The 26,619-nt window shown below is 70.3% G+C and carries 28 protein-coding genes and 2 pseudogenes; 14 read left to right on the top strand and 16 right to left on the bottom strand.

Annotated features, from left to right (window positions below; translation table 11 throughout):
• Positions 1 to 55 precede the first annotated feature (55 nt).
• Genes C4T42_RS05800 through C4T42_RS05785 form a run of 4 tightly spaced genes read right to left on the bottom strand, consistent with a single transcriptional unit; the run spans position 56 to position 2,056 of the window.
• A complete protein-coding gene (locus C4T42_RS05800; RefSeq protein WP_244603185.1) occupies positions 56 to 1,033 on the bottom strand; it encodes a glucokinase in 978 nt (325 codons plus the stop codon).
• 20 nt (positions 1,034 to 1,053) lie between these two features.
• Positions 1,054 to 1,428 (bottom strand): cytochrome C552, encoded by a 375-nt coding sequence (locus C4T42_RS05795; RefSeq protein WP_103984855.1) that lies wholly within the window; start codon positions 1,426 to 1,428, stop codon positions 1,054 to 1,056.
• Positions 1,425 to 1,799 carry an SPW repeat protein gene (locus C4T42_RS05790; RefSeq protein ID WP_020095450.1) on the bottom strand — a complete coding sequence of 125 codons (375 nt, stop codon included), beginning with the start codon at positions 1,797 to 1,799 and terminating at the stop codon, positions 1,425 to 1,427. The genes C4T42_RS05795 and C4T42_RS05790 overlap by 4 nt, the downstream gene beginning before the upstream one ends.
• Positions 1,800 to 1,816: 17 nt before the next feature.
• The gene (locus C4T42_RS05785) at positions 1,817 to 2,056 is read right to left on the bottom strand and encodes a biotin/lipoyl-containing protein (RefSeq protein WP_026605295.1); all 240 of its coding nucleotides are present in this window, start codon (positions 2,054 to 2,056) and stop codon (positions 1,817 to 1,819) included.
• A gap of 180 nt (positions 2,057 to 2,236) precedes the next feature.
• Here C4T42_RS05785 and C4T42_RS32850 point away from each other — a divergent pair.
• From C4T42_RS32850 to C4T42_RS05760, 7 genes and pseudogenes are all read left to right on the top strand, one after another.
• Positions 2,237 to 2,560 (top strand): annotated as a pseudogene (locus tag C4T42_RS32850) (ion channel); the annotation flags it as partial.
• 290 nt (positions 2,561 to 2,850) lie between these two features.
• The gene (locus tag C4T42_RS32335; RefSeq protein ID WP_244603184.1) at positions 2,851 to 3,057 is read left to right on the top strand and encodes a hypothetical protein; all 207 of its coding nucleotides are present in this window, start codon (positions 2,851 to 2,853) and stop codon (positions 3,055 to 3,057) included.
• 19 nt (positions 3,058 to 3,076) lie between these two features.
• Entirely contained in the window at positions 3,077 to 3,334 is a 258-nt protein-coding gene (locus C4T42_RS32330; RefSeq protein WP_244603183.1) for a hypothetical protein, read from the top strand.
• Positions 3,331 to 4,665, top strand: coding sequence for a divalent metal cation transporter (locus C4T42_RS05775; protein ID WP_103984853.1), 1,335 nt, complete (start codon positions 3,331 to 3,333; stop codon positions 4,663 to 4,665). The genes C4T42_RS32330 and C4T42_RS05775 overlap by 4 nt, the downstream gene beginning before the upstream one ends.
• Before the next feature lie 65 nt (positions 4,666 to 4,730).
• On the top strand, positions 4,731 to 5,186 hold the full coding sequence (locus C4T42_RS05770; RefSeq protein WP_103984852.1) for a histidine kinase: 456 nt from the start codon (positions 4,731 to 4,733) through the stop codon (positions 5,184 to 5,186).
• Between the two features lie 47 nt (positions 5,187 to 5,233).
• Positions 5,234 to 5,881: pseudogene (locus C4T42_RS05765) on the top strand (BON domain-containing protein).
• A gap of 72 nt (positions 5,882 to 5,953) precedes the next feature.
• Positions 5,954 to 6,763 (top strand): universal stress protein, encoded by an 810-nt coding sequence (locus C4T42_RS05760; RefSeq protein ID WP_020095456.1) that lies wholly within the window; start codon positions 5,954 to 5,956, stop codon positions 6,761 to 6,763.
• A gap of 340 nt (positions 6,764 to 7,103) precedes the next feature.
• Here the strand turns inward: C4T42_RS05760 and C4T42_RS05750 are convergent, their stop codons facing one another.
• The 6 genes from C4T42_RS05750 to C4T42_RS05725 form a co-directional block, all read right to left on the bottom strand.
• Positions 7,104 to 7,982 carry a universal stress protein gene (locus C4T42_RS05750; protein WP_103984851.1) on the bottom strand — a complete coding sequence of 293 codons (879 nt, stop codon included), beginning with the start codon at positions 7,980 to 7,982 and terminating at the stop codon, positions 7,104 to 7,106.
• A gap of 12 nt (positions 7,983 to 7,994) precedes the next feature.
• Positions 7,995 to 8,330: a cytochrome c gene (locus C4T42_RS05745; RefSeq protein WP_103984850.1), complete on the bottom strand. Its 336-nt coding sequence runs from the start codon at positions 8,328 to 8,330 to the stop codon at positions 7,995 to 7,997.
• Positions 8,330 to 9,145 carry a universal stress protein gene (locus tag C4T42_RS05740; protein ID WP_103984849.1) on the bottom strand — a complete coding sequence of 272 codons (816 nt, stop codon included), beginning with the start codon at positions 9,143 to 9,145 and terminating at the stop codon, positions 8,330 to 8,332. Before C4T42_RS05740 ends, C4T42_RS05745 begins: the two co-directional genes overlap by 1 nt.
• Before the next feature lie 122 nt (positions 9,146 to 9,267).
• Entirely contained in the window at positions 9,268 to 10,251 is a 984-nt protein-coding gene (locus C4T42_RS05735) for a zinc-dependent alcohol dehydrogenase family protein (protein ID WP_103984848.1), read from the bottom strand.
• Positions 10,252 to 10,263: 12 nt separating this feature from the next.
• Positions 10,264 to 10,908, bottom strand: coding sequence for a BON domain-containing protein (locus tag C4T42_RS05730; protein WP_103984847.1), 645 nt, complete (start codon positions 10,906 to 10,908; stop codon positions 10,264 to 10,266).
• A gap of 29 nt (positions 10,909 to 10,937) precedes the next feature.
• Positions 10,938 to 11,138: a hypothetical protein gene (locus tag C4T42_RS05725; RefSeq protein WP_020095462.1), complete on the bottom strand. Its 201-nt coding sequence runs from the start codon at positions 11,136 to 11,138 to the stop codon at positions 10,938 to 10,940.
• Between the two features lie 127 nt (positions 11,139 to 11,265).
• Here C4T42_RS05725 and C4T42_RS05720 point away from each other — a divergent pair, with 127 nt between their 5' ends.
• The 4 genes from C4T42_RS05720 (at position 11,266) to C4T42_RS05700 (ending at position 16,689) form a co-directional block, all read left to right on the top strand.
• On the top strand, positions 11,266 to 13,821 hold the full coding sequence (locus tag C4T42_RS05720) for a phosphoketolase family protein (RefSeq protein ID WP_103984846.1): 2,556 nt from the start codon (positions 11,266 to 11,268) through the stop codon (positions 13,819 to 13,821).
• Between the two features lie 9 nt (positions 13,822 to 13,830).
• Positions 13,831 to 14,946 carry an acetate/propionate family kinase gene (locus C4T42_RS05715; RefSeq protein WP_103984845.1) on the top strand — a complete coding sequence of 372 codons (1,116 nt, stop codon included), beginning with the start codon at positions 13,831 to 13,833 and terminating at the stop codon, positions 14,944 to 14,946.
• Positions 14,947 to 15,442: 496 nt separating this feature from the next.
• Positions 15,443 to 15,988 (top strand): cytochrome b/b6 domain-containing protein, encoded by a 546-nt coding sequence (locus C4T42_RS05705; protein WP_103984844.1) that lies wholly within the window; start codon positions 15,443 to 15,445, stop codon positions 15,986 to 15,988.
• Positions 15,989 to 15,993: 5 nt separating this feature from the next.
• Positions 15,994 to 16,689 (top strand): VIT family protein, encoded by a 696-nt coding sequence (locus C4T42_RS05700; protein ID WP_020095466.1) that lies wholly within the window; start codon positions 15,994 to 15,996, stop codon positions 16,687 to 16,689.
• Here C4T42_RS05700 and C4T42_RS32325 read toward each other — a convergent pair whose 3' ends face one another.
• The 6 genes from C4T42_RS32325 to C4T42_RS05670 form a co-directional block, all read right to left on the bottom strand.
• Positions 16,690 to 16,938 carry a hypothetical protein gene (locus tag C4T42_RS32325; RefSeq protein WP_081636543.1) on the bottom strand — a complete coding sequence of 83 codons (249 nt, stop codon included), beginning with the start codon at positions 16,936 to 16,938 and terminating at the stop codon, positions 16,690 to 16,692. It lies immediately after the preceding gene.
• A 159-nt stretch (positions 16,939 to 17,097) separates the two neighbouring features.
• Complete coding sequence (locus C4T42_RS05690; protein WP_103984843.1) at positions 17,098 to 17,574, bottom strand: hypothetical protein; 477 nt, start codon at positions 17,572 to 17,574, stop codon at positions 17,098 to 17,100.
• A gap of 11 nt (positions 17,575 to 17,585) precedes the next feature.
• On the bottom strand, positions 17,586 to 18,236 hold the full coding sequence (locus tag C4T42_RS05685; protein ID WP_103984842.1) for a BON domain-containing protein: 651 nt from the start codon (positions 18,234 to 18,236) through the stop codon (positions 17,586 to 17,588).
• Positions 18,237 to 18,303: 67 nt separating this feature from the next.
• Entirely contained in the window at positions 18,304 to 18,651 is a 348-nt protein-coding gene (locus C4T42_RS05680) for a DUF1476 domain-containing protein (RefSeq protein WP_103984841.1), read from the bottom strand.
• A gap of 90 nt (positions 18,652 to 18,741) precedes the next feature.
• Positions 18,742 to 21,342 carry a magnesium-translocating P-type ATPase gene (gene mgtA, locus C4T42_RS05675; protein ID WP_103984840.1) on the bottom strand — a complete coding sequence of 867 codons (2,601 nt, stop codon included), beginning with the start codon at positions 21,340 to 21,342 and terminating at the stop codon, positions 18,742 to 18,744.
• A gap of 72 nt (positions 21,343 to 21,414) precedes the next feature.
• Positions 21,415 to 22,989 (bottom strand): AAA family ATPase, encoded by a 1,575-nt coding sequence (locus C4T42_RS05670; RefSeq protein ID WP_103984839.1) that lies wholly within the window; start codon positions 22,987 to 22,989, stop codon positions 21,415 to 21,417.
• 215 nt (positions 22,990 to 23,204) lie between these two features.
• Here C4T42_RS05670 and C4T42_RS05665 point away from each other — a divergent pair, with 215 nt between their 5' ends.
• The 3 genes from C4T42_RS05665 to C4T42_RS05655 all read left to right on the top strand — a co-directional run.
• Positions 23,205 to 23,606 (top strand): DUF6455 family protein, encoded by a 402-nt coding sequence (locus tag C4T42_RS05665; RefSeq protein WP_103984838.1) that lies wholly within the window; start codon positions 23,205 to 23,207, stop codon positions 23,604 to 23,606.
• 43 nt (positions 23,607 to 23,649) lie between these two features.
• Complete coding sequence (locus C4T42_RS05660; protein WP_103984837.1) at positions 23,650 to 26,328, top strand: HAD-IC family P-type ATPase; 2,679 nt, start codon at positions 23,650 to 23,652, stop codon at positions 26,326 to 26,328.
• A gap of 12 nt (positions 26,329 to 26,340) precedes the next feature.
• Positions 26,341 to 26,619: transposase (locus C4T42_RS05655; protein ID WP_043713773.1), on the top strand; the 279-nt coding region annotated here is incomplete at its 3' end.

The raw sequence follows: 26,619 nt of genomic DNA, 5'->3' as shown, positions 1-26,619 counted from the left end.
CGCAATCCCCGGAAGCCACGTTGCGGGCTCCCCGAGGGAGCGGCGTTGATCTGCCTCAAGGCCGCCAGTCCTGGCCGGGAAACAGGAACCGGTCCTCATGGGCGAGGATCGCGGCCAGGCCATCGATGGCCGGCTCCGGACGCGTGATTAGGAAGCGCGGGATGGCGCGCATGGCCTCGCGGAACGGGTGCTTGTCCTCGAAGGCGGCACCGAACGCTTCGCCCCGCAAGTCCTCGGCGATGCGCGGCGCGAGCCCGCCGGCCAGGAAGACGCCGCCCGAGGCGGAGAACACGAGCGCCATGTCGCCCGCGAACCGTCCGAGGAGGCGTGCGAACTGATGGACCGCCTCCCGGGCGATGGGGTCTGATTTCGCCCCGTCGAGGACATCGGGAGGCGAGTTCCAGCCTGCGGCCGCCCCGCGTGCCGCTGCGATGACCCGTACGAGCCTGACGAGCCCCGGACCCGACAGCAGGGTCTCGGCCGTGAGCCTGCCCTCGGCCGCCATCAGGGCCGACCACGGCAGCCCGTCATCGGGCTCGCAGGGGCCGAACCCGATGTGACCGGCCTCGGTCGTCTGGATCACGTGGCGGTCGCCCGCGGGGATCAGAGCGGCCGCGCCCAGGCCGGTGCCCGGCCCCAGAACGAGTCGCGGCCCGATCCCTTCGACCGCAGGCCCGAGCCGTGCCAGGTCGGCCTGGTCCTCCGCGTCGAGCACCATCACGGCTGCGGCGAGCGGCACGTAGTCGTTGACCAGCCGCACGGCTTCCAGGCCGAACGCGACGCCGATTTCGCCAGGGTCGAACCGCCACGGCGCGTTGGTCATGCGCGTGATCCCGTGGGCGATACGACCCGCGACTGCGAGGAAGGCCGAGCGCGGGCGGACCGCGTCCTGTCGGTCGAGGAAGGCCCGGATTGCGTCGACCGGGCTGGGGAAGCCGGCCGTCGGCACCTTCCGGATCGGGCCTGGAGGTCCTCCCGGCTCCGGAAGGACGGAGAAGCGGGCGTAGGTGCCGCCGATGTCGGCCAGGAGCACGGGATGCGGCAGCGTCACACTCAATCCTCCGAGGTGATGCCCGGAGGCGTCGCCGCCTTTTGGGCCCTGAGGCTGAGGATGTAGTCGATGACCGCATCCATCTCGTCCCGGTCCAGCCGCAGGCTCGGCATCCTCCGGTGGTGGCTCTGAAGGAAGACCGAGAGCGCCGGTCCGGTCGTCGAAGGCATGTGGGCGACCCGGAGGAAGGCCGGGCCGGCGAACACGCCCGGCTGCGAGGCGCGGCCGATGACGTGGCACTCGCTGCAGAGCTGCGCGGCGATGGTCCAGCCCCGGACACGGTGGTCCTCCTCGGCACCGGCGGCCGAAACTCCTGTGCAAGTCGCCAGAACGACGGCTAGAACGGCGGCGCGGACGACGGGCGGCGGGAACGTCATGGCCGCCTCGCGATCCGCAGCAATGCCACCGCGGTCGCGATGGCCACGCCACCGAGCGCGACGTGTGCCCAGGTCGCGCCGTCGTTCGCGGCGAACCCGAGCGCCCAGGGCGCGACGAGCGTCCAGGCCCCGACGATCAGCACCGCCCTTTCGAGCACCGCCCGGAAGCGGATCTGGTTGGCGCCGTAGAGCGTGACGATGAGCAAGCCCGGCAGGAGCGCGGACCCGGCCGCGCGGGCATGATCGGTGAAGACCATCACCCACGCCATCATGACCAGCGCAACTCCTGCCGCGTATTGCAGGCCGCCGAGCAGGATTTCGTCCGTTCGCCAAGTCGTCTGCGAGCGGTTGGCCGTGATGTCGCGGGCCATGATCTGCCTCCGGGATGTCAGGCGTGGACCTCGGCGATGATGCAGCCGGGGTCGACGACCTCGTTGACGGGTGCGAGAACCATCAGTAGGCCCTCGGCGGGCGAGGCGATGTCGTGCAGGGCCTCGCCGATGCGCACGGCGGCCACGGCCTCGCCGGCCCGCACACGCGCTCCGTCCGCCACGAACCACCGCTCCAGGATGCCCTCGGGCAGCATGCCCGTGGACCAAAGCTCCTCGGCAACGTGCACGTCGGCCATGGTGACCTCCCGCATCCCGGCGCCCGGTTCGTGGCGCTTCGGAGAGGAGATGCCGTTCCGTGGAGGACCGCGTTGATCTCGGTCAAAGGCGCCCCGACGCCTGCCGACTAGCGCTACGCCAAGGACGCGCTCGCCCCGCCGGGCAGGCTCGGGCCGCCACGCTCACCCGGGGCAAGCGCCATGCTCCTCGCCATGACGGCCAGCGTCGTCCTCGTCACGACCACGATCCTGGTACTCTACGAGACGCTGCGGCTGACCTCCGAGCACCTCGCCGAGCTGCCGGTGCCGCCGCGCGTGCGCATCCTGGCCGTGGTCCTGATGACCTTCGTCGGGCACACCGTTGCGGTCTGGATCTACGCCGGCGCCTACTGGTTGCTCGTGCTCCGGCTCGGCATCGGCGCCTTCGCGGGCGCGCCGGTGACGTCCTTCGAGGACTGCCTGTACTTCTCAGTGGTGGCCTACACTTCCCTCGGCTTCGGCGACCACTTCCCGACCTCCCACACCCGGCTGCTCGCCGGGGTCGAGGCTCTCAACGGGCTGCTCCTGATCGGCTGGTCGGCCTCGTTCACCTACCTTGCCATGGAGCGCTACTGGCCGCTGCACGGGAAGGCGCATGCCCATCGGGCCGCCCAGGCCGGCCTTGGTCTCGGGACCGAGCCGCGAACACCTGTTCCCGCCGGCACCGGGCGGCTGATCGCGCCGACATCCTTGCGCTGGATCAAGGCCGCCGGCCTCGGAGGCGTCCACGGTCAACGCAAGGTCGCAATCGGCAACATCCCTATCGGAGGCGCTCCATGCGCCAGTACCTCGTCACCTTCCACAAGGTCGTGCCCGACGACAGCGGCCACGACCACCGCGCCCTGCAGCGGCAGACCGTCGTCTCCGCTCGCACGGAGGGCGCCGCCGCCTGCGCGGCCCAGGCGCTGTTCTGTCAAGCGGCCGGGATCGTCGACTGGCGCATGCGGGCCGACACCTGCGAGGTCGCCGAGCTCGACGGTTAGGTCGCCTGAGGAGGAAGGGATGAACCACGAACTCACCGAACCCGTGCATTGGCAGGGCCGGCAATGGGCCGTCACCGGCTACGGCATCGAGGCACTCGACGGCATGTATCACGTTCCGTACGCGGACATCCCGGACGTCAATGGCGGACGTCCGGAATGGCTGGACGGCCTATGGCGGCGCTACGGCACGGACCGGGATGACTTGGCCGCAGCCCTGAAGGTGGCGCGCTCGATCCAGGCAGAGACGGCGAACGGACCAACGAAGTCGGCGGCATGAGCACGCCGTCCGTCGCCACGCCCGAAGAGGTCGACGACCCGGAGGTGCAGAGCCCCATAGTAGGCCCGGCAAAGCCGCGTCTACTAGGGGTGCTCGGGCCCGGTTTGATCACCGGCGCCTCCGACAACGACCCCAGCGGCATCGCCACCTACAGTCAGGCGGGGGCCCAGCTTGGCTACGGCCTGTGCTGGACCATGCTCTACACCTTGCCGCTCATGGCGGCGGTGCAGATGGTCTCAGCCCGGATCGGGCGCACCACCGGCCACGGCATCGCCGGCGTGCTGCGCGAGCACTATCCGAATGGCCTGCTCCAGGCCGTCGTCCTCCTCCTCTTGGCCACCAACGTCCTGAACCTCGGGGCCGATCTCGGCGCCATGGCGGACGCCCTCGCCCTGCTGCTGCCGAGCCCGCGCTGGCTCTACGTCGCGCTGTTCTCCGGCATCTGCGTCTACATGCAGCTCGTGCTGCAATACGCCCGCTATTTCGCGGTGCTGAAGTGGCTGACGCTTAGCCTGTTCGCCTATCTCGGGGTGGTGATCTTCGCCCGGGTCTCCTGGTGGGACCTCGGCGTGGCGCTCGCCGTGCCGCGCATCGACCTCAGCGGCGGCGGCCTGACCACGCTGGTAGCGCTGTTCGGGACTACGATCAGCCCGTACCTATTCTTCTGGCAGGCGGCCGAGGAGGCCGAGGACCTGCACGCCTTCCCCCAGCGTCGCGACCTCCTGCACGCACCGGAGCAGGGCCGGAGCGCCCTGCACAGGATCGAGGTCGACACGCTCGTGGGCATGACCTTCTCCAACCTCGCGGCGCTCGCCATCATGGTCACCACCGCCGCGGTGCTGCACCCGAACGGCATCACCGACATCCAGACTTCCGCCCAGGCTGCGGAGGCTTTGCGGCCGCTGGCCGGCCCATTCTCCGCGACGGTGTTCGCACTCGGCATCATCGGCACTGGGCTGCTGGCGGTACCGGTTCTCGCGGGCTCCGCGGCCTACGCGGTCGGGGAGGCCCGACGCTGGCCGGTGGGCTTCGGCCGGCGCATCCTGGAGGCGCGCGCCTTCTACGGGACGGTGGCGATTGCCACGCTGGTCGGCATGGCCATCAGCCTGGGCGCGGTCGACCCGATCCGGGCGCTCTATTGGAGCGCGGTCGTCAACGGGGTCATCGCGGCGCCCGTGATGGCCGTGATGATGCTGGCGGCGGCACGCCACGACATCATGAGCGCGTTCGCGGTGCGCGGGCCGCTCAGGCTGCTCGGCTGGACCGCCACGGTTTGCATGCTGCTCGCGGTCCTCGCCATGCTGGCGACGGCCGCGCTTCCCTTGATCTAGCGCAACGCCAGCCGGCCTCACCTGCCCATCCTGCTCAAATCGCAACCGGAAATAGGGATCCAGCGATGCAGGCGAGTGAAAGGGAGGGGCACCCCGTCGTGCTCATCGCCGAGCCTCAGGCGCTGCCGGGCATGTGGCTGGAGGACGTCCTGGCGGGCGCTGGGTGCGCCGTCAGCGGCCCCTTCGGCACCAGCGGCGACGCCACCGCAAGCCTCGACGGGTCGCCGCCGGACTTCGCCGTGGTCAGCGTCGACCTGAATGAGGGTCCGTGCTTCCCGCTGGCTTGCACGCTGCGCCGCCGGGGCATCCCCTTCGCCCTCATCGCGGGGAACGCCGAGGTTCCGAAGGCCTTCGCCGACGTACCCCTGTTCGACCGGCTGTTCGATGCCCGGGACATGGTCTCCGCCGTGGCTTCCTCCTGCGCGGTCCCGAACTGCCCCCGGGCCTGTCCGATGTTCGGCCGGATCGCGGCGGGCGAGCCCCTTGCGCTGGATCAATGCCCGACCGCCTGCCGGGCCTAGCGTCGGCATCGGCCAGGCATGGCCTGGGCATAACCATGGAGACCGAGATGGGCGACAAGCTGATCCGCCAGAACGTCATCGACGAGCTCGACTTCGACCCGAGCATCGACGCCGCCCACATCGGCGTCGCCGTGGAGAAGGGCATCGTCACCCTCACCGGTCACGTCGCCAACTATGCGGAACGTGTGGCCGCAGAGAAGGCCGCGCAGAAGGTGCGCGGCGTCCGCGGCGTCGTCGAGGAGATCACGGTGCGCTTCGCCGGCGAGACCCCGCCGCGCGACGAGGACCTGGCGCAACGCGCGGTGCAGATGCTCGATTGGTCCGCGACGGTGCCCAAGGATGCCGTGCAGGTGAAGGTCCAGACCGGCTGGGTGACGCTCTCCGGCAAGGTCGACTAGCAGTACCAGAAGGAAGAGGCCTACCGGTCGATCAAGCGGCTCGCCGGCGTGACCGGCATCATCAACACCATCGAGGTGGCGCCGAAGGCGAGCGCGCCTGACGTTCGCGCGAAGATCCTGGCGGCACTCAAACGCAACGCCGAACTTGAGGCCGACGCGATCAAGGTGACAGTCAAGGATGCCAGGGTCGTCCTGGAGGGCACGGTCAACGCCTGGCACGAGCGACGCCTCGCCGAGACCGCCGCGTGGTCGGTCCCGGGCGTGCGCGCCGTCGAGGACCACCTCACGCTTGGCTGAGACCATCGGAGTGGGCGAGGCCGCAAGGCCCGCCCGAAGCCAGTCCATCGCCTGCCGACCCGGAGACGTTCCATGACCTACGCGAGCATCATGGTCGCCGTGGACCTGACGGACGGGGCACGAAGCCGCGTGCGCCTGGCCGCGCACCTCGCCGACGACTTCCACGCCCGCCTGACCGGCGTCGCGGCGGAGATGCCGGATTATAGCTGGGCTCCGGCCGGCCCGACGCCGGGAGGATCGTTCGGCATCCCCTCGATTCAGGGGGTGGTCCTGAACGACCTCCGGGTGGCCCACGAGGCCTTCGAGGAAGCCGCCGGCGGACGCAGCCGCGTCGAGTGGCGCTCCAACCTCGACTTCCCGCTGGCGTTCCTGGTCGCCCAGGCGGCGGCCGCCGACCTCGTGGTGGTCGGCCGAGGGACGGACCCCGGGCCCGCGCTGTTAGCGGTCGATCCGGCCGACGCGGTCATGCATCTCGGGCGCCCGGTGCTGGTGGTGCCGCCGGGCATCGACCATCTCGACGCAAAGCGCGTCGTGGTCGGCTGGAAGAACACCCGCGAGGCGCGCCGCGCGGTGCTGGACGCGCTGCCGTTCCTGAAGCGGGCGTCCGAAGTGCTCGTCGTCTCCGTCGATGATGGCGCCGGCTCCGAGGGTCAAGACACCCTTCGTCTCCTCCAGGCGCACGGCGTCTCAGCCATCCGCGTCAGACACGATGCCCTGGGTGCCTCGGCCTCCCAGGCACTCGTTGAAGCGGCCGCCGAGCACGGGGCCGACCTGATCGTCGCGGGCGCCTACGGGCACGGGCGCCTCCGCGAGTGGGCGTTCGGCGGCGTCACTCGGGAGTTGCTGTCCTATGCCCCTCTCTGCTGCCTGATGAGCCATTGATGCCCGGCATCATGCGGAGCACCACGGCATGCGCAGCCCTCCTGGTTCTCGCCGCGGTCGTGGTAAGCGCGTTGCCAACTCAGGCGCGACCGACGGCCGGCTCGCCTGATGCGAAAGGGACGTTCGTCGAGCCTGCAAACGCGCCCCATCGGCATTGCGCGGGGTCCTGCCTGAGAAGCGGGGCCCTGCAGTGGTTCTGCAAGCCCCACCAGACTTGCAGCCTGGATTGCGGCATGGCGCCTCCTCGCATGCACTGCCACGACCCGAGGCGTTGAGAGCGGGGCCGCCAAGGTCTCGGGACGGGACAACCCCGGCAAGGCCGTCCTGCAATCGCGATACGTCAGTGGGCCATGAGTACCGGGATGCGCGTGTTCTCGACCACATGCCGGGTGACGCCACCGAGCAGGAACTCGCGCACGCGGCTGTGGGTGTAGGCACCCATCGCCAGCATGGAGGCGTTCCGGCGCCCGGCCTCGTCCAGGATGGCCGCGCCGACCGAGGTCCCGTCCCCGACCGGCAGGGTGACGGCCTCGGCCACGATGCCGTGCCAGCGCAGGTAGGCGCACAGGTCCGCGGCCCGCGTCTCCTCGAAGCGTTCCGTCCTCGCATGCACGATCGTGACGCGGGCGGCCTCGTGCAGCAGCGTGATGGATTGCCCGATCAGGCGTGCCGCTTCGAGACTGCCGTTCCAGGCGATCACGACGTGGTCGAGAAGGTCGTACGGGACCACCTCGCCAACCATCAGCGTCGGTCGTCCGACCGAGAACAGGGCCGTGTCGAGCGCCCGCCCGGTGAAGGACCGCGCCGGATCGGGTCGGTCGACGATGACCAGGTCGTTCACTCGCCCGGCCAGCGTCAGGAGCGGCTCGACCTCGCCCGACAGCTCCGTCCAGGTCGCGAAGGTGGCGTCCAGGCGCTCGGCCTTGTCGACCAGCGGCACGCCCTCGCGTCCGCACCAGGCTTCCAGGGCCGCCTTGCCCTCGGTCGCGGCCTCGCGCACGCCCCGCTCGATGGCCTCGATGGTCGCGCAGTCCATCGGCATGACGCTGGCCAGACTGGCCATGCCGGCCATGGAGACCATGACATACTCCGGGTCCGGCGCCATGAAGGCGACGCCGATGTGCGCGTGCAGGCGCCGCCCGAGGCGCAGGGCCGCGTCCAGCTGTCGGGTGGCATCGATGCCGGGGGCGGTGGGGACGAGGAGGCAACGGAGGTACATTGGGGCTCTCCCTCAGCGTTCCAGCGATTTCAGGTAGGCAATAAGGGCTTCGGCTTGGTCAGGATCGAAACGGAACTCCGGCATGCTCGGATGTCCCGTGCGGATGCCCTCGGCCAGGGCTTCGCCGAGGTCCTCGACCGGGTAGCGTGTGTGCAACTCGCGGAAGGGGGGTGCCTCACGAAGCGGGCTCGTCCCGACACGCCCGACGGCATGGCAGCGGGCACAATTGGTCCTGGCGAGGGTCTCGCCCTGCTTGACTTGTCGGTCCCAGGCCTGAGCGGAACCGGTGCCGATAAGGATGGACAGCAGCGCCAGAGCGCCCGCGTGAACGGTGGTTGCCGCGCGCATCAGTGGCTCATCAGGCAGCAGACGGGGGTCGTCTGCAGGATCTCTCGGGTGGCGCCGCCGAAGACCCACTCGCGCAGCCGGCTATGCCCGTAGGCGCCCATCACGATCAGGTCCGCGTCCTCCTGTCGGGCGAACCGAAGGATCTCGTCCGCGGGGCCGATCTCCGGCTTGCGCAGCAGGTGGGTCGTGGCTTTGATCCCGTGCCCGGACAGGTACTCGGCCGCGCCCTCGGCGCCCACGTGCTGCGCGTCCGGTCCCACCGCCACCACGCAAACCTGCTCGGGCTGTTTCAAGAACGGTAAAGCGTCATGAAGGGCCCGACGGGCCTCGGGCGTATCCTTCCAAGCCACCACGACCCGCTTGATCGCGAGGTGCTCGATGCTCGGCGGGACGACCAGCACGGGACGTCCCACCTCCATCAGCAGGCCTCCGGTAGGCACCGCCATCGGACCAGGGTCACCGTCCGCAGGCCCGCGCCGGCCGACGACCACGAGGTCGGCGGTGCGCGCATGCGCACCAAGGTAAGCCAACGGATCGGTGGGTGCCGAGTGCCAGCCCGTCTTGCGTGCCTGCCAAGCCTCGCGCTCGAAAAGGGCTTTGGCCTCCGCGAGCTGCTCGTCGGTCAGGCGTTCCTCAAGGGCCCAGACACGCTCGACCTCCAGCATGTCGCCGACCGGCATGGGTCCGAGGACCGGGCGTGCGGCGACGCCGGTCAGCTTGGACCCGAACCGCTCCGCGAGGCCGGCCGCCAGTTGGATCCGGTCCGCCGCCGCGGCCCCGAGGTCGACCGAGACCATGATGTTGGAGATCTTCATGTTCACCTCCCGTGGCCGGGCTGCCGGCGGGCTGGAGGTACCCTGGCCCCGGTTCGCGGGGACGACCTTGATCCATCGCAAGGGCACTCGATGGGCAGTCCAAATGCAACGGACGACCGGGTTCAGGGCACGAGAATGGCCGCACCCTGCAAGGTGCCGGACCGATGCGCCGCGACCGCCTTGTTGGCTTGAGCCAGTGGGTATGGGCGCGTGCGCGTGACGATGCCGGCGCGAGGCACGATCTCGAAGAAGCCGCGCGCATCCGCGCGGGTGAGGTTCGCCACCGAGAGCACCGACCGCTCCTCCCACAGCAACTCGTAGGGGAAGCGCGGAATGTCGCTCATGTGGATGCCGCCACAGACCACGCATCCGCCTTTGCGCAACTCAGCGAGCGCGGTCGGCACCAGCCGGCCGTCGGGTGCGAAGATCAAGGCTGCGTCCAGCGGCTCGGGCGGCGCTTCGTCCGACCCGCCGGCCCATTCCGCTCCAAGGGAGCGGGCGAAGTCCTGTGCTCTCCGGTCGCCGGGCCGGGTGAACGCGAACACGCGGCGGCCCTGCCATCGGCAGACCTGGGCGATGATGTGCGCGGCCGCCCCGAAGCCATACAGGCCCACGGTGTCGGCGTCTCCCGCCATCCGCAGCGTGCGCCAGCCGATCAGCCCGGCGCAGAGGAGCGGCGCTGTCGCGACCGGGTCCAGGCTTGTTTCGAGCGGGATGGTGAAGGCGGCCTCGGCCGAGAGATGGGTCGCGAACCCGCCGTCGCGGGTGCAGCCGGTGAAGCCGGGTGCATCGCACAAATTCTCCCGGTCGGTCTTACAGTAGCGGCAGTGGCCGCAGGCGTACCCGAGCCAGGGCACGCCGACCCGCGTGCCGGGCGCCGGATCGGTCACGCCTTCGCCAACAGCCTCGACGACGCCGACGACCTCGTGGCCGGGCACGATTGGGTAGACGGCTTGCGGAAGCTCACCGTCAATGACGTGGAGGTCGGTCCGGCAGACGGCGCAGGCCTCGACCCGGATGCGGACCTCGCCGGGGCCGGGGATCGGGTCCGGCCTCTCCTCCGGCACGAGGGGACCGCCGATCTCCTGCAGGACCATCGCCAGCATCGGCCACTCCCCTTATGCGAGCGTCAGGCGGTCCTCGACGGCGCGAACGCCAGGCGCCGACCATGCGGCCCGCTCGGCGAGCTTGCGCTCGCTCCAGACGTCGACGCATCCGTCCAGGATCACCTTGTCCCCGTCCACGTGGACGCGGATAGTGTCAGGGTCCCGGGCGTTGCGCCTCAGCGCGGCGAGGATCCTGTCCTTGACCTCGGTGGGTTGGACCGGAGGCTTCACCGCGATGAGGTTGACGATGTCGGTGACCCCGGCGAGCCGCCGCAGCGCCTTATCTACCGCCGCCTTCTGGTGGTAGTGCGGCACGCATCCTTCGAGCGTGACGCAGCCCTTCTCGACCTTTAGCGAGACCGACCGCTCCGGGATCTGTACGTCCCATTCCAGAACCCGGGCGCAGCGTTCGGCCAGGGCCTCGTCGCCGATGAGCGGGGTCTCCGGATAGCGGATCTCGATCCGCTCCACCACGCCGCGCACGCCGCGGACCCGGAGCGTGACGCGCTCGGCGATGCCCTTCTCGGCGTAGTTCCGAACGTGGCCGGTAAGCGTCACGACGCCGTCGTCGACTGCGACGCCGATCTGCGCCGCGTCGACCATGGGGGCGTATTCCAGCTCGTCGAGCACGTGCCGACGCACGGTGATGTCGTTCATCGCGGGTCTCCTCGTTTCGCCGTGGCTTGTCAGAGAGCCAGCCAAAGTAGCGCCGGCGTCGCCACCGAGGCCGCGACGGCGAGCGCCAGCGCCTGCAGGCTGCCGATGGACCGGTAGCGCGCCGCGTCCGTGACGACCCGGGGTTCGGCGTCGTTCGTCGGTGCCAGCATGACCGGCACCCGCGCGCGGCGTACCGTCGTGATGAAGGTGGTTCGAAGCACCAGGGCCATCGTTCGCTCCCGTCCTGCTAACGGAAGGCATCCTGCCGACCTGCCGGGGAGCCGCCTTGATCCACCTCAACGCCGCCGGCCTCGGCTGCCTGCACGGTCGCCCGGGATCCGCAACCGGGAGGCCGACATGGACGCGAGGCGCGAGCCGACGAAGACCCACGAGGAACGCCGCGACGGCGGCCGTGCGGACGAGGCTCACGACCTGGCATTCGTGCCCGGGCCGCTCGGGCCCGAGAACCTTCGGCAGATCGATGCCTACTGGCGAGCGGCCAATTATCTGTCGGTGGGCCAGATCTACCTCATGGCCAACCCGCTCCTGCGCGAGCCTCTCAGGCCGGAGCACGTCAAGCCGCGACTCCTCGGCCACTGGGGCACCACACCAGGGTTGAACTTCATCTACGCGCACCTGAACCGGGCCATCCGCCAGCGCAAACTCGACATGATCGCGGTCTGGGGGCCAGGTCACGGCGCGCCCGGGCTCGTCGCCAACGCCTACCTGGAGGGCACCTACAGCGAGGTCTACCCCGACGTTGCGCGAGACGCGGAGGGGATGGAGCGCCTGTTCAGGCAGTTCTCGTTTCCCGGGGGCATCCCGAGCCACGCCTCGCCGGAGCTGCCCGGCTCCATCCACGAGGGCGGCGAGCTCGGCTATTCCCTGGCGCACGCTTTCGGCGCGGCCCTGGACAACCCCGGCCTGATCGTCGCCTGCGTGGTCGGGGACGGCGAGGCGGAGACAGGGCCACTCGCCGCCTCGTGGCACTCCAACAAATTCCTGAACCCGACGACCGACGGCGCAGTCCTGCCGATCCTGCACCTCAACGGCTATAAGATCGCCAACCCGACGCTCCTCGCCCGGTTGCCCGCCGACGAGCTTCGCAGCCTCCTCGTCGGGTGCGGCTACGAGCCGACCTTTGTCGAGGGCGACGAACCGGCCGCCATGCATCAGGCCATGGCGACGGCCCTTGACGCGGTCCTCGACGAGATCGCAGCCATCCGGCACTCCGCGAGCTGCGGCGAGGTCCGCCGACGGCGCTGGCCCATGATCGTGCTGCGCAGCCCCAAGGGCTGGACGGGACCGAAGGCCGTTGACGGCAAGCCGGTCGAGGGAACCTGGCGCTCGCATCAGGTTCCTGTCGCGGCCACGCGGGAAAACTCGGAGCACCGCGGGATCCTGGAAGCCTGGATGCGCTCCTACCGACCGGAGGAGCTGTTCGCGGAGGGCGGCTCGCTCGTCCCCGAGCTCGCCGCGCTGGCTCCCAAGGGACCGCGGCGCCTCTCGGCCAACCCGCACGCCAACGCGCACAAGAGCGCGCCCTTGCGGCTGCCGGACCTACGGGACTTCGCCGTCCCGGTGCCTGAGCCCGGCCGCACGACGGCGGAAGCCACCCGCGCGCTCGGGAGGTGCCTCCGGGAGGTGCTGACCCTGAACGCGGAGGCGCGAAACTTCCGCATCATGGGGCCGGACGAGACTGCCTCGAACCGCCTCGACGCGGTCTTCGAGGTGACCGGCCGGGCCTGGCAGGAGGAGACCCTGCCGGGCGACGACCACCTCGCCCGAGATGGGCGGGTCATGGAGGTGCTGAGCGAACACCTCTGCGAGGGCTGGCTCGAAGGGTACGTGCTCACCGGACGCCACGGACTGTTCGCGACCTACGAGGCCTTCGCCCACGTCGTCGATTCCATGGTGAACCAGCACGCCAAGTGGCTGAAGTCCTCGCGCGACCTGCCCTGGCGACGCCCGGTGCCCTCGCTCAATATTCTGCTGTCGTCCCACGTCTGGCGGCAGGACCATAACGGCTTCAGCCACCAGGACCCCGGCTTCATCGACTTCGTGGCGAACAAGCGCGGCGACACGGCGCGAATCTACCTACCGCCGGACGCCAACACCCTTCTGTGTGTCGTGGATCACTGCCTCCGAACCTATGACCGCATCAACGTCGTCGTGGCCGGCAAGCAGCCGGCCCTGCAGTGGCTCGGTCTGGACGCGGCTGTGCGCCACTGCACGGCCGGCATCGACATCTGGGACTGGGCCTCGAACGAGGGCGAGGCCGAACCCGACGTGGTGATGGCCTGCGCTGGCGACGTGCCGACGATGGAAACGCTCGCCGCGGTGGACTGGCTGCGCCGGAACGTCCCGGAACTCAAGATCCGGGTCGTGAACGTGGTCGACCTGATGACGCTGCCGGCGCCTGAAACCCACCCGCACGGGCTCGACGACCCGACCTTCGACAGCCTGTTCACGCGCGACCGACCGGTGGTGTTCGCCTACCACGGCTATCCGTGGCTCATCCACCGCCTGACCTACAAGCGGACGAACCACGTCAACTTCCACGTCCACGGCTTCATCGAGGAGGGCACGACGACGACGCCCTTCGACATGTGCGTGTTGAACCGCCTTGACCGCTATCATCTCGCCCAGGCCGCGATCCGGGCTGTCCCGCGACTGGGCTCCCGGGCCGGGCACGCCGAGGAGGCGCTCCGGGACGCGCTCGCCGCCCATCGCGAGCACGTCCGCCGGACCGGCGACGACCTGCCGGAGGTGCGGGATTGGACTTGGCCGGAACGGTTCGCCACCGAGGACCACGACCGCCGGATCGAGGGCGACATCATGCAGTGCGGCCCGACCGAGGCGGACGAGCCCCGTCGGGCCGGGACCGTGGACGGTTCGACGGTCGTCACCTGAGGCGGGGCGATGATCCTCGTCCTCAATGCCGGCTCGTCCAGCCTGCGCTGCGCCCTGTTCCGGCCGGGTACGAGCGAACCGGTCTGGCGTGCCCACGTCGCCGAGATTGGGACGGACCCGAAGCTATCGGTCGATGGCAAGCCGTCAGCCGGCGGACGACCGCCGGCGGGCGACCACGCGACCGTCGCCCGCTGGCTGTTCGCGCGACTTCCCGCGGCGCCGACCGCGGCCGGGCACCGCGTTGTCCATGGCGGCACGCGCCACGCGACGCCGGTCCGCCTCGATGCGGACGTCATGCTGGCGCTGGAGGGTCTCGTGCCGCTGGCACCGGCGCACCAGCCGCAGGCGCTCGCCTGCATCAGGGCGGTCGGAGAGACCTGGCCGGACCTGCCGCAGGTCGCCTGCTTCGACACGGCCTTCCACAGGACGCAGGATCGGCTGGCCCAACTCTACCCGCTGCCGCGCGCCCTCATTGACGAGGGCCTCGTACGCTTCGGCTTCCACGGGCTGTCCTACGCGCATCTCGCCCGGGCTTACCCGAAAGGGCGGATCCTGGCCGCTCATCTCGGGCACGGTTCGAGCCTGTGCTCGATCCAGGACGGGCGCAGTGTCGCCACGACGATGGGCTTCACGACACTCGACGGGCTGATGATGGGCACCCGCAGCGGCGCCGTCGACCCAGGCCTCGTGCTGTACCTGATCCGGGAACGTGGCCTGTCGCCCGACGCGGTAGCCGATCTCCTGAACGAGCGGTCAGGCCTTCTCGGCGTCTCCGGCATCAGCGACGACCTTAGGACCCTGGAAGCCAGCGGGGAATGGGAGGCGCGCGAGGCTATCGATCTTTTCACTTACCGCATCATGCGCGAAGCGGGCTCGCTCATCGCGGCGCTCGGAGGCCTCGACACCCTCGTCTTCACGGGCGGCATCGGGGAGCACGCCGCGCAGGTGCGGGCCGCGGTTTGTCGAGGCTTGGCCTTCGCCGGCGTTGCCATCGATGCCACCGCCAACGCTTGCGGCGCATCGAGCATCGAAGCCGCCGGTGCGTCGGTTATGGTTCGCATCGTCCCCGCGGATGAGGAGCGTGAGATCGCGTCGTCGACGACCGAACTTCTTGAGCCCTTCTAGAGCCGGCGATGAGCGCGTTGCACGACGGGTCTTCAGGCGGCCGTTTCGGCCAGGGTGGGACCTAGACGGCGATAGGCCGGTCGCCCTGCAAGGCCGGTAGTCCCCCAGCCTGCATCCCGCCCGGCCGGACGGGATCCGCCCCCGCACCTTCCAACAGGACGCCTCCCTTGACCTCCCGCTAGTTTATATTAGTTCCAAACAGGCGATGCACACGCGAGACCGGACGACCGCTGCGCCTCCCCTCACGCCTGGACAGCGGGCCATGCTGGTCCGGCTCGACCGCGCGGGGGCCGCTTCTCTGCCCCAAGCCTTGGGAAATGCGCACGGTCCGTTCGCTGCGGGAGCGCGGGCTGATCCGCCCGAGGGTGTCGAGCCGGGACCCCGAAGGGCTCTGGTTCATCAGCGCCAAGGGCAGGCGAGCACTCGCCCAGGCGGGTCACGCCGCCGATGCCCGGCATCCTCCGGCTGCATCGCCGCCATAGGTGGGAGTTCAGACATGTCGGGACCTGACGACACGATGCGCCAGGCCGTTAGGTACGATGGCGGTACCATCTCACTCCATTGGCTGAACGCGACGCTCGCCCTCGGCTTGTGGCTGGTCGGGACCTTCCTCGAAGATCTCGTCCCCAAGGGCACGCTGCGCTCCGGCATCTGGTCGGCCCATTTCGACCTGGGCTTCGTCCTCACCGGCCTCGTCGTCGCCTTCCTCATCTGGCGGCGAGCCGGAGGCCGCAACCTGCCGGTGGAAGACCCGGGTCCGCTCCACCGCCTGGCGAAAGCCACCCACGCCGCGCTGTACGTCCTGCTGCTGGTCATCGTCGGCCTTGGCGTCGCCAACGCCTTCGTGCGCGGCGTCTCGCTCGGCCCGATCAGTCTGCCGCAGGTCGGCGACCCGGAATGGCGGCGGTCGCTGACGCACTGGCATGGTCTCGCCGCCAACATGCTGATGGCCGTCGCGCTGTTCCACGCGGTTGCCGCGCTCGTGCACCACTACCTCTGGCACGACGCGGTCCTGTTGCGCATGCTACCCCGGAGATCCTGACGACCATGCGACCCGTCCACCAGGAACGGCACCTGATCGACCGCATCGGCTGGCTGCGCGCCGCCGTTCTCGGCGCAAACGACGGCCTCGTCTCCACCGCCAGCCTGATCGTGGGCGTGGCTGCGTCCGCAGCCAATACCGGCGAGATCCTGGTTGCCGGCAGCGCGGGCCTTGTCGCGGGCGCGATGTCGATGGCGGCCGGCGAGTACGTCTCGGTGAGCTCCCAGGGCGACACCGAGCAGGCCGACCTCGCCCGCGAGCGGCGCGAGCTCGCCGACGACCCGACCGCCGAGCGGGAGGAACTGGCGCGTATCTATGTCGGCCGAGGCCTCGACCATGCGCTCGCCCTGCAGGTCGCCGAGCAACTGATGGCCAAGGATGCGCTGGGCGCCCACGCCCGGGACGAGCTCGGCATCTCGGAAGTCACGACGGCCCGCCCGGTGCAGGCGGCACTGACCTCGGCGGCGACCTTCTCGGCCGGTGCGGCGTTGCCACTGGTGACGGCGGCGCTCTCGCCCGGCAACCTCGCGGTCTACACCGTGTCGGGTGCGTCGCTGGTGTTCCTGGCGATGCTCGGGGCACTCGGCGCCTCGGCCGGCGGCGCACCGATTGCCCGCGCCACGGCGCGCGTGACCTTCTGGGGTGTGCTGGCCATGGCCGTCACGGCCGGAATCGGAAGCCTCGTCGGCAAGGCCGTCTGACTACCGCTGCGGGTCGTGGCAGCGCCTCTTCGGCGGTGCGGTCCCGCATTCGAGCGAGCAGGTCTGGTCGGGTCGGCAGAACCACTGCAGCGCGCCGTTCTTCAGGCATGAACCCGAACAGTGCCGATGAGCGGCGTTCGTGGGCTCGACGAAGGTCGGGGCAGCGTCCGGCGAACGTGCCGGCCCCTGCGCGTGAGCCGTGGACAGGCCGATCACCGCGGCGAGTATCGGGAACGTTGTTCGGATCATGGCCGTCAGGTCTTCGAGGTCGTCATCCGAAGGCAGCGTGTTGGACGATCCACGGCCGAGATCTCGCCGGCGTGTGCCAATCGCTTCGCAGCCGTGAAGCGTTCTCGGTCCTGAGCCATTCGCTCCTCGCTCGGACCGCTTATGCGAAAGACGTCGAGGTCATGCATGATCTTCCACGCTCGCCCCGCAGACGTGAGCGACCCGGAAGGTGCGGTAGGTCTTGTCGCCGGCATCGCGGATCGAGATGTACTCGCCCTCGACGAAGGCATGCGTGCCGAGGTGATAGCCGGGCTCGTCGTCCTCGTTCGTCCAGTCCGCATAGTCGATCAGCCAGGTCGCCCCGCCCTCGCCGCCGGCGCGGTGCACGAGACGGCCATGGCGGTCGAGCTCGCCGATCCAGAAGCGTCGCACGCGGCAATGGTCCCGGGTTTCGCGCCAAAGCGCCGCGTCGAGGCGGCCGTCCGGCCCAAGCGGCGCCACGATCTCGTATCCGCGCCCACCGCTGCCGTCCGGATGCTCCGGGCAGCGCGCCAGCGTCAGGGTCACGCGGAACATCCCGGCCTGCGCGCCCGGCGCCTCCGGGCGCGGCGCAAGCGACGGGGAGACGGCGTCGGTCGTGTGCGTCTCGACGGGCATGGCGGCTCTCCTCAGCTCAGGGCGACGATGCGATCCTCGACGGCGCGGACGCCCGGCACCGACCAGGCCGCGCGCTCGGCGGCGTCGCGCTCCGCCCACGCCGATACGGCACCCTCCAGCGTGACCTTGTCGCCTGAGACGGTGACCTTGATCCCGTCCGCCTCGAACATGACGCTGCGCCTGAACGCCTCCAGGATCTTGTCCTTGACCGCCGTCGGCGGCACCCGCGGCTTGACCTCGACGAGATTGGTCACCCCATGCACGCCGGACAGCTTACGCACCGCCGCCTCGGCGCCAGCCATCTGGTACTGCCAGTCCACGGTGCCGGTCAGCGTGACCCAGCCACCGGCGACCTTGACCTGGATGGCCTGCTTCGGGAGGTGCACGGACCAGTCGATGATCGCGAGCGCCCGCGCGGCGATCTGGTCGTCGGCGATCTTCTTCTCGTCAGCGTAGCGGACCTCGATCTCCTGCGCGATGGCGTGCACGCCCCGGACGCGGCGCACCGCGCGTTCGGCCTCGACCTTCTCGGCGTAGCTGCCGACGTGGCCGGTGAGGGTCACCACGCCTTCCGAGACGGCGACGCCGATGTCGCCCGCGTCGAGGCTGGGGTCGAAGTCGAGCTCGTCGAGCACGTCGCGGCGCAGGTCCTTGTCGGTCATGGCGTTCCTCCTCATGGCTCATCCCCCCGTCCCGGCTGGAGTGACTGGCTGGATGATCTTGCGCGGCCTAGACGGAGGAGCCTTGATCCAGCGCAACGCCGACGCGCCGCTCTGCGTGTTCCCGCGCGGCGCACCGGCTCATCTCCGTGCGCAGGCGAGCGACCGTCGCCTCGACGCCGGCCGTCTTCAGGTCCGAATGAAGCCTCGCAATCAGCGTCTCGTCGTCGGTCACGACGGCGCACTCGGTGAAGGAGGTGACGTAGCCCTCCGCCGCCAGTCCGGTCAGCCTCATCCGCTCGCAGGCCCAGGTGGCCAGGAGGCGGTTTCGCCGATTGCGGCTGTGGAAGCGCGCCTCCTCCTCCTGGACGAAGCGGCGCTCTGCGGCCCGCTCGCGCTCGTCGAACGTCGTGGTCATGGAAGCCTCCGTCTTGGTGCGGCACCGGACCCTGCCGTCCGCGGATCCGGCCAACCTTCGACCGACCGCGGCTGCCGTCCTTGAGGCAGATCAAGCTCTCGGACGTCGTGGGGATTGATGCCGCGGGCGCATGACCCAAGACTTCACGGTCTCGACCGCCGCAAGGTAGGCTACGGTGATCAGCCCGATGCCGAGCAGGGCTGACGGCGAAGGCGCCTTGAAGCCGAACCAAGCTCCCGCCGGCGAGAAAGGAAGGGCCAGCGCGACCGCGAGTGCGACGAGCGAGGAGCCGGTCAGTGCCGCGCTCGGGTGGTCCTGCCACGAGCGCCCGCTCGTCCGGATGACGAAGATCACCAGGATCTGCGTCGCCATGGATTCGAGGAACCAAGCCGTGCGGAACTCCTCGGCCGAGGCGCCGAAGACGAGGAGCAGCGCGCCGAAGGTGAGGAGGTCGAACAGTGAGGAGAGCGGGCCCATCACGCCCGCGAACCGAAGGACCGCCGTCATGTTCCAGACCTGTGGCTGGGCGGTCGCGGACGGGGCGACCCGGTCGAAGGGGATGCCGACCTCCGACAGGTCGTACAGCAGGTTATTGAGCAGGATCTGCGTCGGCAGCATCGGCAGGAAAGGCAGCGCCACCGAGGCGACAGCCATGGAGAGCATGTTGCCGAAGTTCGAGCTCGCGCCCATGCGGACGTACTTCAGGATGTTTGCGAACGTCCGCCGCCCTTCGTCGACGCCGTCGGCGACGACTTCTAGGTCCGATGCGAGCAGGATCATGTCGGCGGCCGCCTGAGCCACCCCGGTCGCTCCCTCGACCGAGAGGCCGACGTCGGCCTGGGCGAGGCCGGGCGCGTCGTTGATGCCGTCCCCGAGGAAGCCCACGACCGCGCCCCTGGCCTGCAGCGCCCGGACGACGCGCGCCTTCTGGTCGGGCGTCAGCCGTCCGAACGCGTCGACCTTCCTGACACGGACAGCGAGGGCCGCGTCGCCCAAAGCCGCGACTTCGGGACCGGACAGGACCGTGCTGGCGCGCAGCCCGACGAGGCCCGCGAGCCGACGTACCACCACCGGGTCGTCGCCGGAGAGGATCTTAAGGCGCACGCCGGCCCGGGCGAGCCGGGCGATGGCGGAGGCGGCCGTGGTCTTGGGCGGGTCTTCGAAGGCGCAGAAGCCCTCGAAGTCGAGGTCGGCCTCGTCCGCTTCCCCGGGCATGCGCGGGGGACCGGCCCATGGGCAAGAGGCCACCGCGATGCTGCGTAGGCCCTCCTCGGCAAAAGTCCGGACCTGCCCGAGGGCCTTGTCGCGCCCCTCCGGGCCCATCGGTTCGATCCGCCCTCCGACGCGTCGCGCGGTGCAGAGGGCCAGGACTGCCTCGGGCGCGCCCTTCAGGATCAGCAGCGTTCCCTCCGGTCCCCGCGCGAGGACCGAACCGGTGCGGCGGCCGTAGTCGAACGCCCGCTGGCCGGCAAGCTCCCAGTCCCGCCCGGCGTCCGGATTGGCGTGGGACAGCGCGGCGTCGAGCGAGCTGCGGTCCCCGCCGAGGTCCGCCGCGACCGCCGCGAGGTTCGCCGGCCGCGCATCCTCGCAACCTGTCGGGTCGAGGCTGCGTGCCAGCGCGATCTCGGCCGAGGTCAGCGTACCGGTCTTGTCGGTGCACAGCACGGTCATCGCGCCGAGGTCGTGGATGGCGGCGAGCCGCTTCACGATGACCTTGCGCGCCGCCATCCGCATCGCGCCGCGCGAGAGCGTCACCGTCGTGACCATCGGCAGCAGCTCCGGCGTCAGCCCGACCGCGAGCGCGACGGCGAACAGGAGCGAGTCGAGCACCGGCCGGCCGAGGACCACGCGGACCGCTAGGACGGCGACCACCAAGCCGAGGGTGAGCCGCGCGACGACCAGGCCGAACGCATGCAGGTCGCGCTGGAACGGCGAGGGGGCCTGAGCCTCGGCGAGCGCCGAGGCCGCCGCGCCGAACATCGTGGCGGGACCTGTCGCGACGACCAGGGCGGTCGCCTCTCCCGTCCGCGCGACGGCGCCGCGGAACAGGGTGTTCGAGGCCCCGGCCGGCTCGGCGGAGGTCACCGGACCCGCTCGCTTCTCGACCGGATAGGGTTCGCCGGTGAGTGCGGCCTCGGCGGCGGTAAAGGCGACACTCTCAATGACGAGGGCGTCGGCCGGGACGATGTCGCCGGCGCGCACCCGCAGGATGTCGCCCGGAACGACCTGCTCCACCGGGACGGTGACGAAGCGGCCGTCGCGCCGGACCTCCGCCTTCAGCGCGACCGCGTGGCGCAAGGCCTCGGCCGCCCGCGTGGCGTGGCCCTCCTGTACGGTGTCGAGACCGACGGACAGGCCGAGGATGGCGACGATGATGGCGCCGCCGACCACCTCTCCGGTCGCGACCGAGACGAGCCCGGCCGCGAGCAGGATCAGGGCGAGCGGTTCGAGCAGGCGGCGTAGCACTGCCCGCAGGGCCCCACCGGCCCGCACCCCGGCATCGCTGTTCGACCCGTAGCGTTCGAGCCGTCGCGCGGCGTCGACCGAGCCGAGCCCGTCGAGCCCGCATTCGAGTTCCGCGCAAAGGGTCTCAAGTCCGCGCGTCCAGAATGCCCCGGTCGGCCCGGACGCCGGCACGTCCGGCGGCGGGGCGGTGTCGTAGGCGAGCGTCGGAACCGCCGTCATCTCCATGGGTCAGGCCCGTCGTTCGCCAGCGTATCGATGCACGACATCACCGGTCGAAGGCAGGGGCGTTGAGGTGGATCAAGCCATCGCGGTGCACGGCCCTTCCAAACCTTCGTGGTCGGAGGGCCCAGAGGCTTGCCCGGTGAGGGACAGGACGTTCGCGCGCAGGACGTCCAGGGACCGGTCGGCCGGGAGACGATGCCACGAGATCGCGCCGCAACCTCGCGCGACCTGAGCGGCCAGGACGGCGGGCGTCGCGTCCGATGGGTCATCGACGCGCGCCTCGATGCGTCTCGCGAGCATCGCTGCCGGTGCCGCCAGCCATACGCCGCGGAAATCGGCGCCCTCGTCCCGGGCGACCGCCTCGATCTCCTTCCGTTCCGAAGGTCGGTCGAAGGCCGCATCGGCGATGGCGCAGTGGCCTGCGGCCAGGACCCGAGCGGCTTCAATCCTTAGGGCTGCGTAGACGCGATGCGACACGGTGGGAGCGTAGGCCGACACCGGCAGCCGCTTGAGGGCGTCGACCCCGTGCATGCGCTTGCGGATGCGGTCGCTCGACAGGATGCGAGCACCCGGGGCCGCCCCGATCCAAGGGGCAACTGCGGCCGCGACGCTCGACTTGCCGGAACCGCTGAAGCCGCCGACCGCCAGGAGGAGGACGGGCTTCCCGGTCAGCAGGCTTTCGCCGAGCGCCAGATAGGCTCGCGCCTCGACGGTCTTCGCGGCGGCGACATCACCGGTCTCGTCCGCCGCCTGCGCCGCCGTGACGTGGGCGCGGATCACCGCGCGCAGTGCCATCAGGAACGGCAACATGCCGATACCGTCGGTCTCGTCCGCCACGTCGAGGTAGCGGTTGAGGAGGAGGTTGGCGAGGTCGAAGCGCTCGCGATGCCAGAGATCCATGAGGATGAATGCGAGGTCGTACAGGACGTCGGTCGTCGCAATGGTGTCGCTGAACTCGATGCAGTCGAACGGCGTCGGTCTTCCCTCGAACAGGCAGATATTGCGCAAGGTTAGGTCGCCGTGACAGCGGCGGACCTTTCCTGCGGCGCGGCGGGCGTCGAGCAGTGGGGCATGCCGCGCCAGTGCCGCGCGGAACCGCTCCGTGACAGCCTCAGCCGCCTCGGCGGGAACGAGCCCCGTCGCTTGGAGCGCGGCCCCGTTCATTTCGACGATCGCCCCGATGGCGGCGGCCCCGCCTTCATCGCGGTGGATCTCTGCGGCGGCATGGAAGGTCGCGATGACCTGCGCGAGCTCCGCGACGTGGCTGGGCCCGAGGCGGCCGTCGCGCGCCATGGCGTCGAACAGGTCCGCCTCCGGGAAGCGACGCATCTCCACGACGGCGTCGACGAGATCTCCGGCCCCGTCGAAGGCCAGTGTCCCGCCCGGTTCGCGCGTGATCCGCCGGGCGCCGAGATAGAGGGTGGGCGCCGTGCGCCGGTTGAGTGCCAGCTCGGCCTCGCAGGCGGCGAGGCGCTGTCCGGGCGTCGAGAAGTCGAGATAGGGGAAGCGGACCGCGCGCTTGAGCTTGAACACGCGGTCCCCTGCCAGGAAGAGCCTGGAGATGTGCGTGGTCGCGGTGTCCACCTTACCCGCGCACGACAAGGAGCGCGTCAGTAACTCGACGACACCATCCTGGTCGTGGGGCGGCATGTAGGTTGATCCTCGGGCGGCTCGACCTTGGAAGCGGCACAGGCCGAAATCGGCATGGCTGGGCGCTCGGACCTCAACGGCGGCCGGCGTGCCGCCCAGGCCCGGAGACCGGAGCCGCCGACCGATACGTGCGCCGTGGCCGCGTTACGGGCTTTGAGCTGGATCAAGGGTGTCGCGGACGGGGTGGGGCACGCAGGGTCTTTGAGGAGGCCGCAATGTCTGCACCAGCCGACAAACCCGATCCGTTCGACCCGTTCGGCCTCTCCGCCTCGATGGACGAGTGGTGCTGCCTGCTGCGGGCGGCCCGGGAACTCAGGGACATCGACGCGGAGATGATGGGGACGATGATGGAGGCCGACGTCTCGGCCCACGCCACCCTGTCCCCGGAGGCCGTCACGAAGGTCCGCAGCGTGGCGAGGATGATGCGGAGCCTGGACCTCGACCCCGAGGACATCCGGCGGCGTGAGCCCGAGGCCATGCGGGCGATTGAGGCGGCCTGCCTGAGCTGCGCGGAGCGAAGCCGATGCACGCGCGAGCTGTGGGCCGGGACGGCTGCCGACGCCTACCCGGAATTCTGCCCGAACGCCGACCGCATCGACGGCTTGCGCCGTGCTTGAGCCGGATCTCGCCAAGGATCCTGAGTTGGCCGAACCGCGGGCCATGGCCGAGTGCCAAGCGACAGGAACGAAGCCTGCCCACGCACTGCCGGCCGCGGAAGTCCTGACGCGTTTCGGGACGTCGCTGCACGAGGGTCTGACCAATGCGGAGGCCCAGCGGCGGCGCGCGCGGTTCGGGCCGAACATGATCCCCGCGAAGGAGCGTGCCGGCGCGTTCACCCTGCTCCTGCACCAGCTTGCAAGCCCTGTCGTCTACCTGCTCGCGGCGGCCGGTGGGCTCTCGCTCTACTTCGGCGATTGGCGAGAGGCGGCCGCCGTCATCGTCGTCCTGGCCGTCAACACCGGCCTCGGCTTCGTCACCGAGTTGAGGGCGGCGCGATCCGTAGAGGGCTTGCGCGCGCTCGGGACGCGCTCGGCCCGCGTTCGGCGTGGCGGCCACAGGCAGGTTCTCGCCGCCGAGGATCTTGTTCCGGGCGACATCGTGCTGGTCGAGGGCGGCGATGCCGTCCCTGCCGACATCCGTCTGGTCGAGGCGTCCAGCCTGGGGGCGGACGAGTCGACCCTCACGGGCGAGTCCGTGCCGGTCGACAAGTCGGCGGACGCGGCCGCCGCCGACGCAGGCCTCGCGGAGCGCTCGTCGATGCTGTTCCGGGGCACGCTGGTCACGCGCGGGAGCGCCGCCGGCGTCGTCGTCGCGACCGGCGCGGCAACCGAGCTCGGCGGGGTGTCGCGGCTCGTGGAGCAGGCCGAGCCCGACGCTTCGCCTTTGGAACGCAGCCTGGAACGCCTATCCGGCCAGATGGTTTGGGGGGTCCTCACCCTGGCGGTGCTTCTCGCGGCCCTTGGCGTGGCGACCGGGAAGGAACTCCGCTTGATGACCGAGGCTAGCATCGCGCTGGCCGTCGCGGCTATCCCGGAAGGCCTGCCGGTCGTCGCGACGCTGACGCTCGCGCGCGGGATGTGGCGGATGGCGCGGAGTAACGCGCTGATCGAGCGCCTGTCGGCCGTCGAAACCCTGGGTGCCACGACCGTCATCCTGACCGACAAGACCGGCACGCTCACCGAGAACCGGATGACGGTGCGGCGACTGGCCTTGCCCGCGGGCGAACTGGAACTGATCGAGCAAGGCTGCGGCGGTTCCCCGGAAGCCGAACGGCTGCTTCGCGTCGCAGTGCTCTGCAACGACGCCTCGCTCGGGCAAGGGCGTGGCGAGGGCAGCGGCGACCCGATGGAACGGGCGCTGCTGCAGGCGGGCCGGTCCGCCGGGCTGGACCGCGAGGCGCTCGTGCGCGACCTGCCGCCCGTGCGCAAGCACGCCTTCGATGCATCCACCCGCATGATGGCCACGTTTCACGCCTCCGGAGGGCGCTTCGTGGTCGCGGTGAAGGGCGCCCCGGAGGCGGTGCTCGCGGCTTCGCGGCGCACTGTCGGCGGCGAGCGCGACCAGCCGCTCGACGATGTCACCCGAGACCTGTGGCGACGCCGCGTCGAGGATCTGGGCGCCAGCGGCTTGCGGGTCATCGCCTGCGCCGAGGGGACGGTGGACGAGGCGGACGCCCCTCCCTTTGAGGAACTCACGTTCCTCGGTCTGGTCGGGCTGGAGGACCCGGCCCGGGAGGACGTGCCGCAAGCGATGGCGGCCTGTCGCCAGGCCGGTATCCGCGTGGTCATGGTCACCGGCGACCATGCCGTCACGGCCCGCAGCATCGCCCGCGCCGTCGGGCTCGCCGGTCCGGGCGACCGCGTCGTCGAGGGCGTTCCCGGCGCTGGCCCGCTGGACGGGCTGGAGGACGTCGCCGTGTTCGCGCGGGTGAGTCCGGCCGAAAAGCTATCGCTGGTCCGGGCGTACCAGCAGCGAGGCGCGGTCGTCGCCATGACGGGCGATGGCGTCAACGACGCGCCGGCCCTGAAGCAGGCGGACATCGGTGTCGCGATGGGCAAGCGGGGGACGGACGTGGCGCGGGAGGCCGCCGCCATGATCCTTCTCGACGACGCCTTCCCGACCATTGTCGGCGCGATCCGCGAGGGACGCGTCATCTTCGACAACATCCGACGGTTCGTCGCCTACCTCCTGGCCTGCAACCTCAGCGAGGTCATGGTCGTCGGGCTCGCGGTCCTGTCGGCGCTGCCGCTTCCGATCCTGCCGTTGCAGATCCTCTACCTGAACGTCGTCACCGACGTGTTCCCGGCCTTCGCGCTGGCGATGGGGGAAGGTCGGGACGACATCCTCGAACGACCGCCGCGCGATCCGAAGGAGCCGATCCTCGCGCGCCCGCAGTGGGTCCGGATCGCATTGCACGCGGCCGTCATGACGGCCGCTACCTTCGGGGCACTGGCCGTCGCCGAGTTCTGGCTCGCGCGCGACCGGGCAACCGTCGTGACCGTCACGTTCCTGACGCTCGCCTTCGCGCAGCTCTGGCAGATGTTCAACATGCGGGCCGCGGGCTCGCGGCCCCTCCGCAACGAGGTCACGCGCAATCCCTGGGTCTGGGCCGCCCTGCTCCTGTGCACGGCGCTGCTCGTCGGTCCGGCCTGCCTTCCTTCCGTCGGCACCGTGCTCGGTCTCGTTCCACTGGATTGGATCGGCTGGACGCTCGTCCTCTCGGCGAGCCTCGCGCCGCTCGCGGTCGTTCAACTCGGGACCGTGGTCGTAGGAGCCCTCAAAGCTTCCGTGTGCGAGGGTCTGAATCGCCCCGGGATTTTCGGAGGCTCCAACTCTTGAGAGACTGGAGCCATGACGAAGCATACCCCACCCTTTTCCCCTGAGGTTCGCGAGCGGGCAGTCCGGCTGGCCCGGGAGCATGAGAGCGAGCACGGTTCGCAATGGGCCGCGATCCAGTCGATCGCGGCCAAAATCGGTTGCTCTGGCGAAACGCTGCGCAAGTGGGTCCGTCAGGCCGAGCGCGACCGGGGCGTGCGGGCCGGACCGACGACGGATGAGCGCGAGCGGATCAAGGCGCTGGAGCGGGAGAACCGCGAGCTCCGGCAGGCCAACGAGATCCTCAGGAAGGCG

It is taken from the genome of Methylobacterium sp. 190mf (assembly GCF_900107945.1).
Classification (GTDB): Bacteria; Pseudomonadota; Alphaproteobacteria; order Rhizobiales; family Beijerinckiaceae; genus Methylobacterium.
This window is presented reverse-complemented; position numbering and strand designations above follow the sequence as displayed.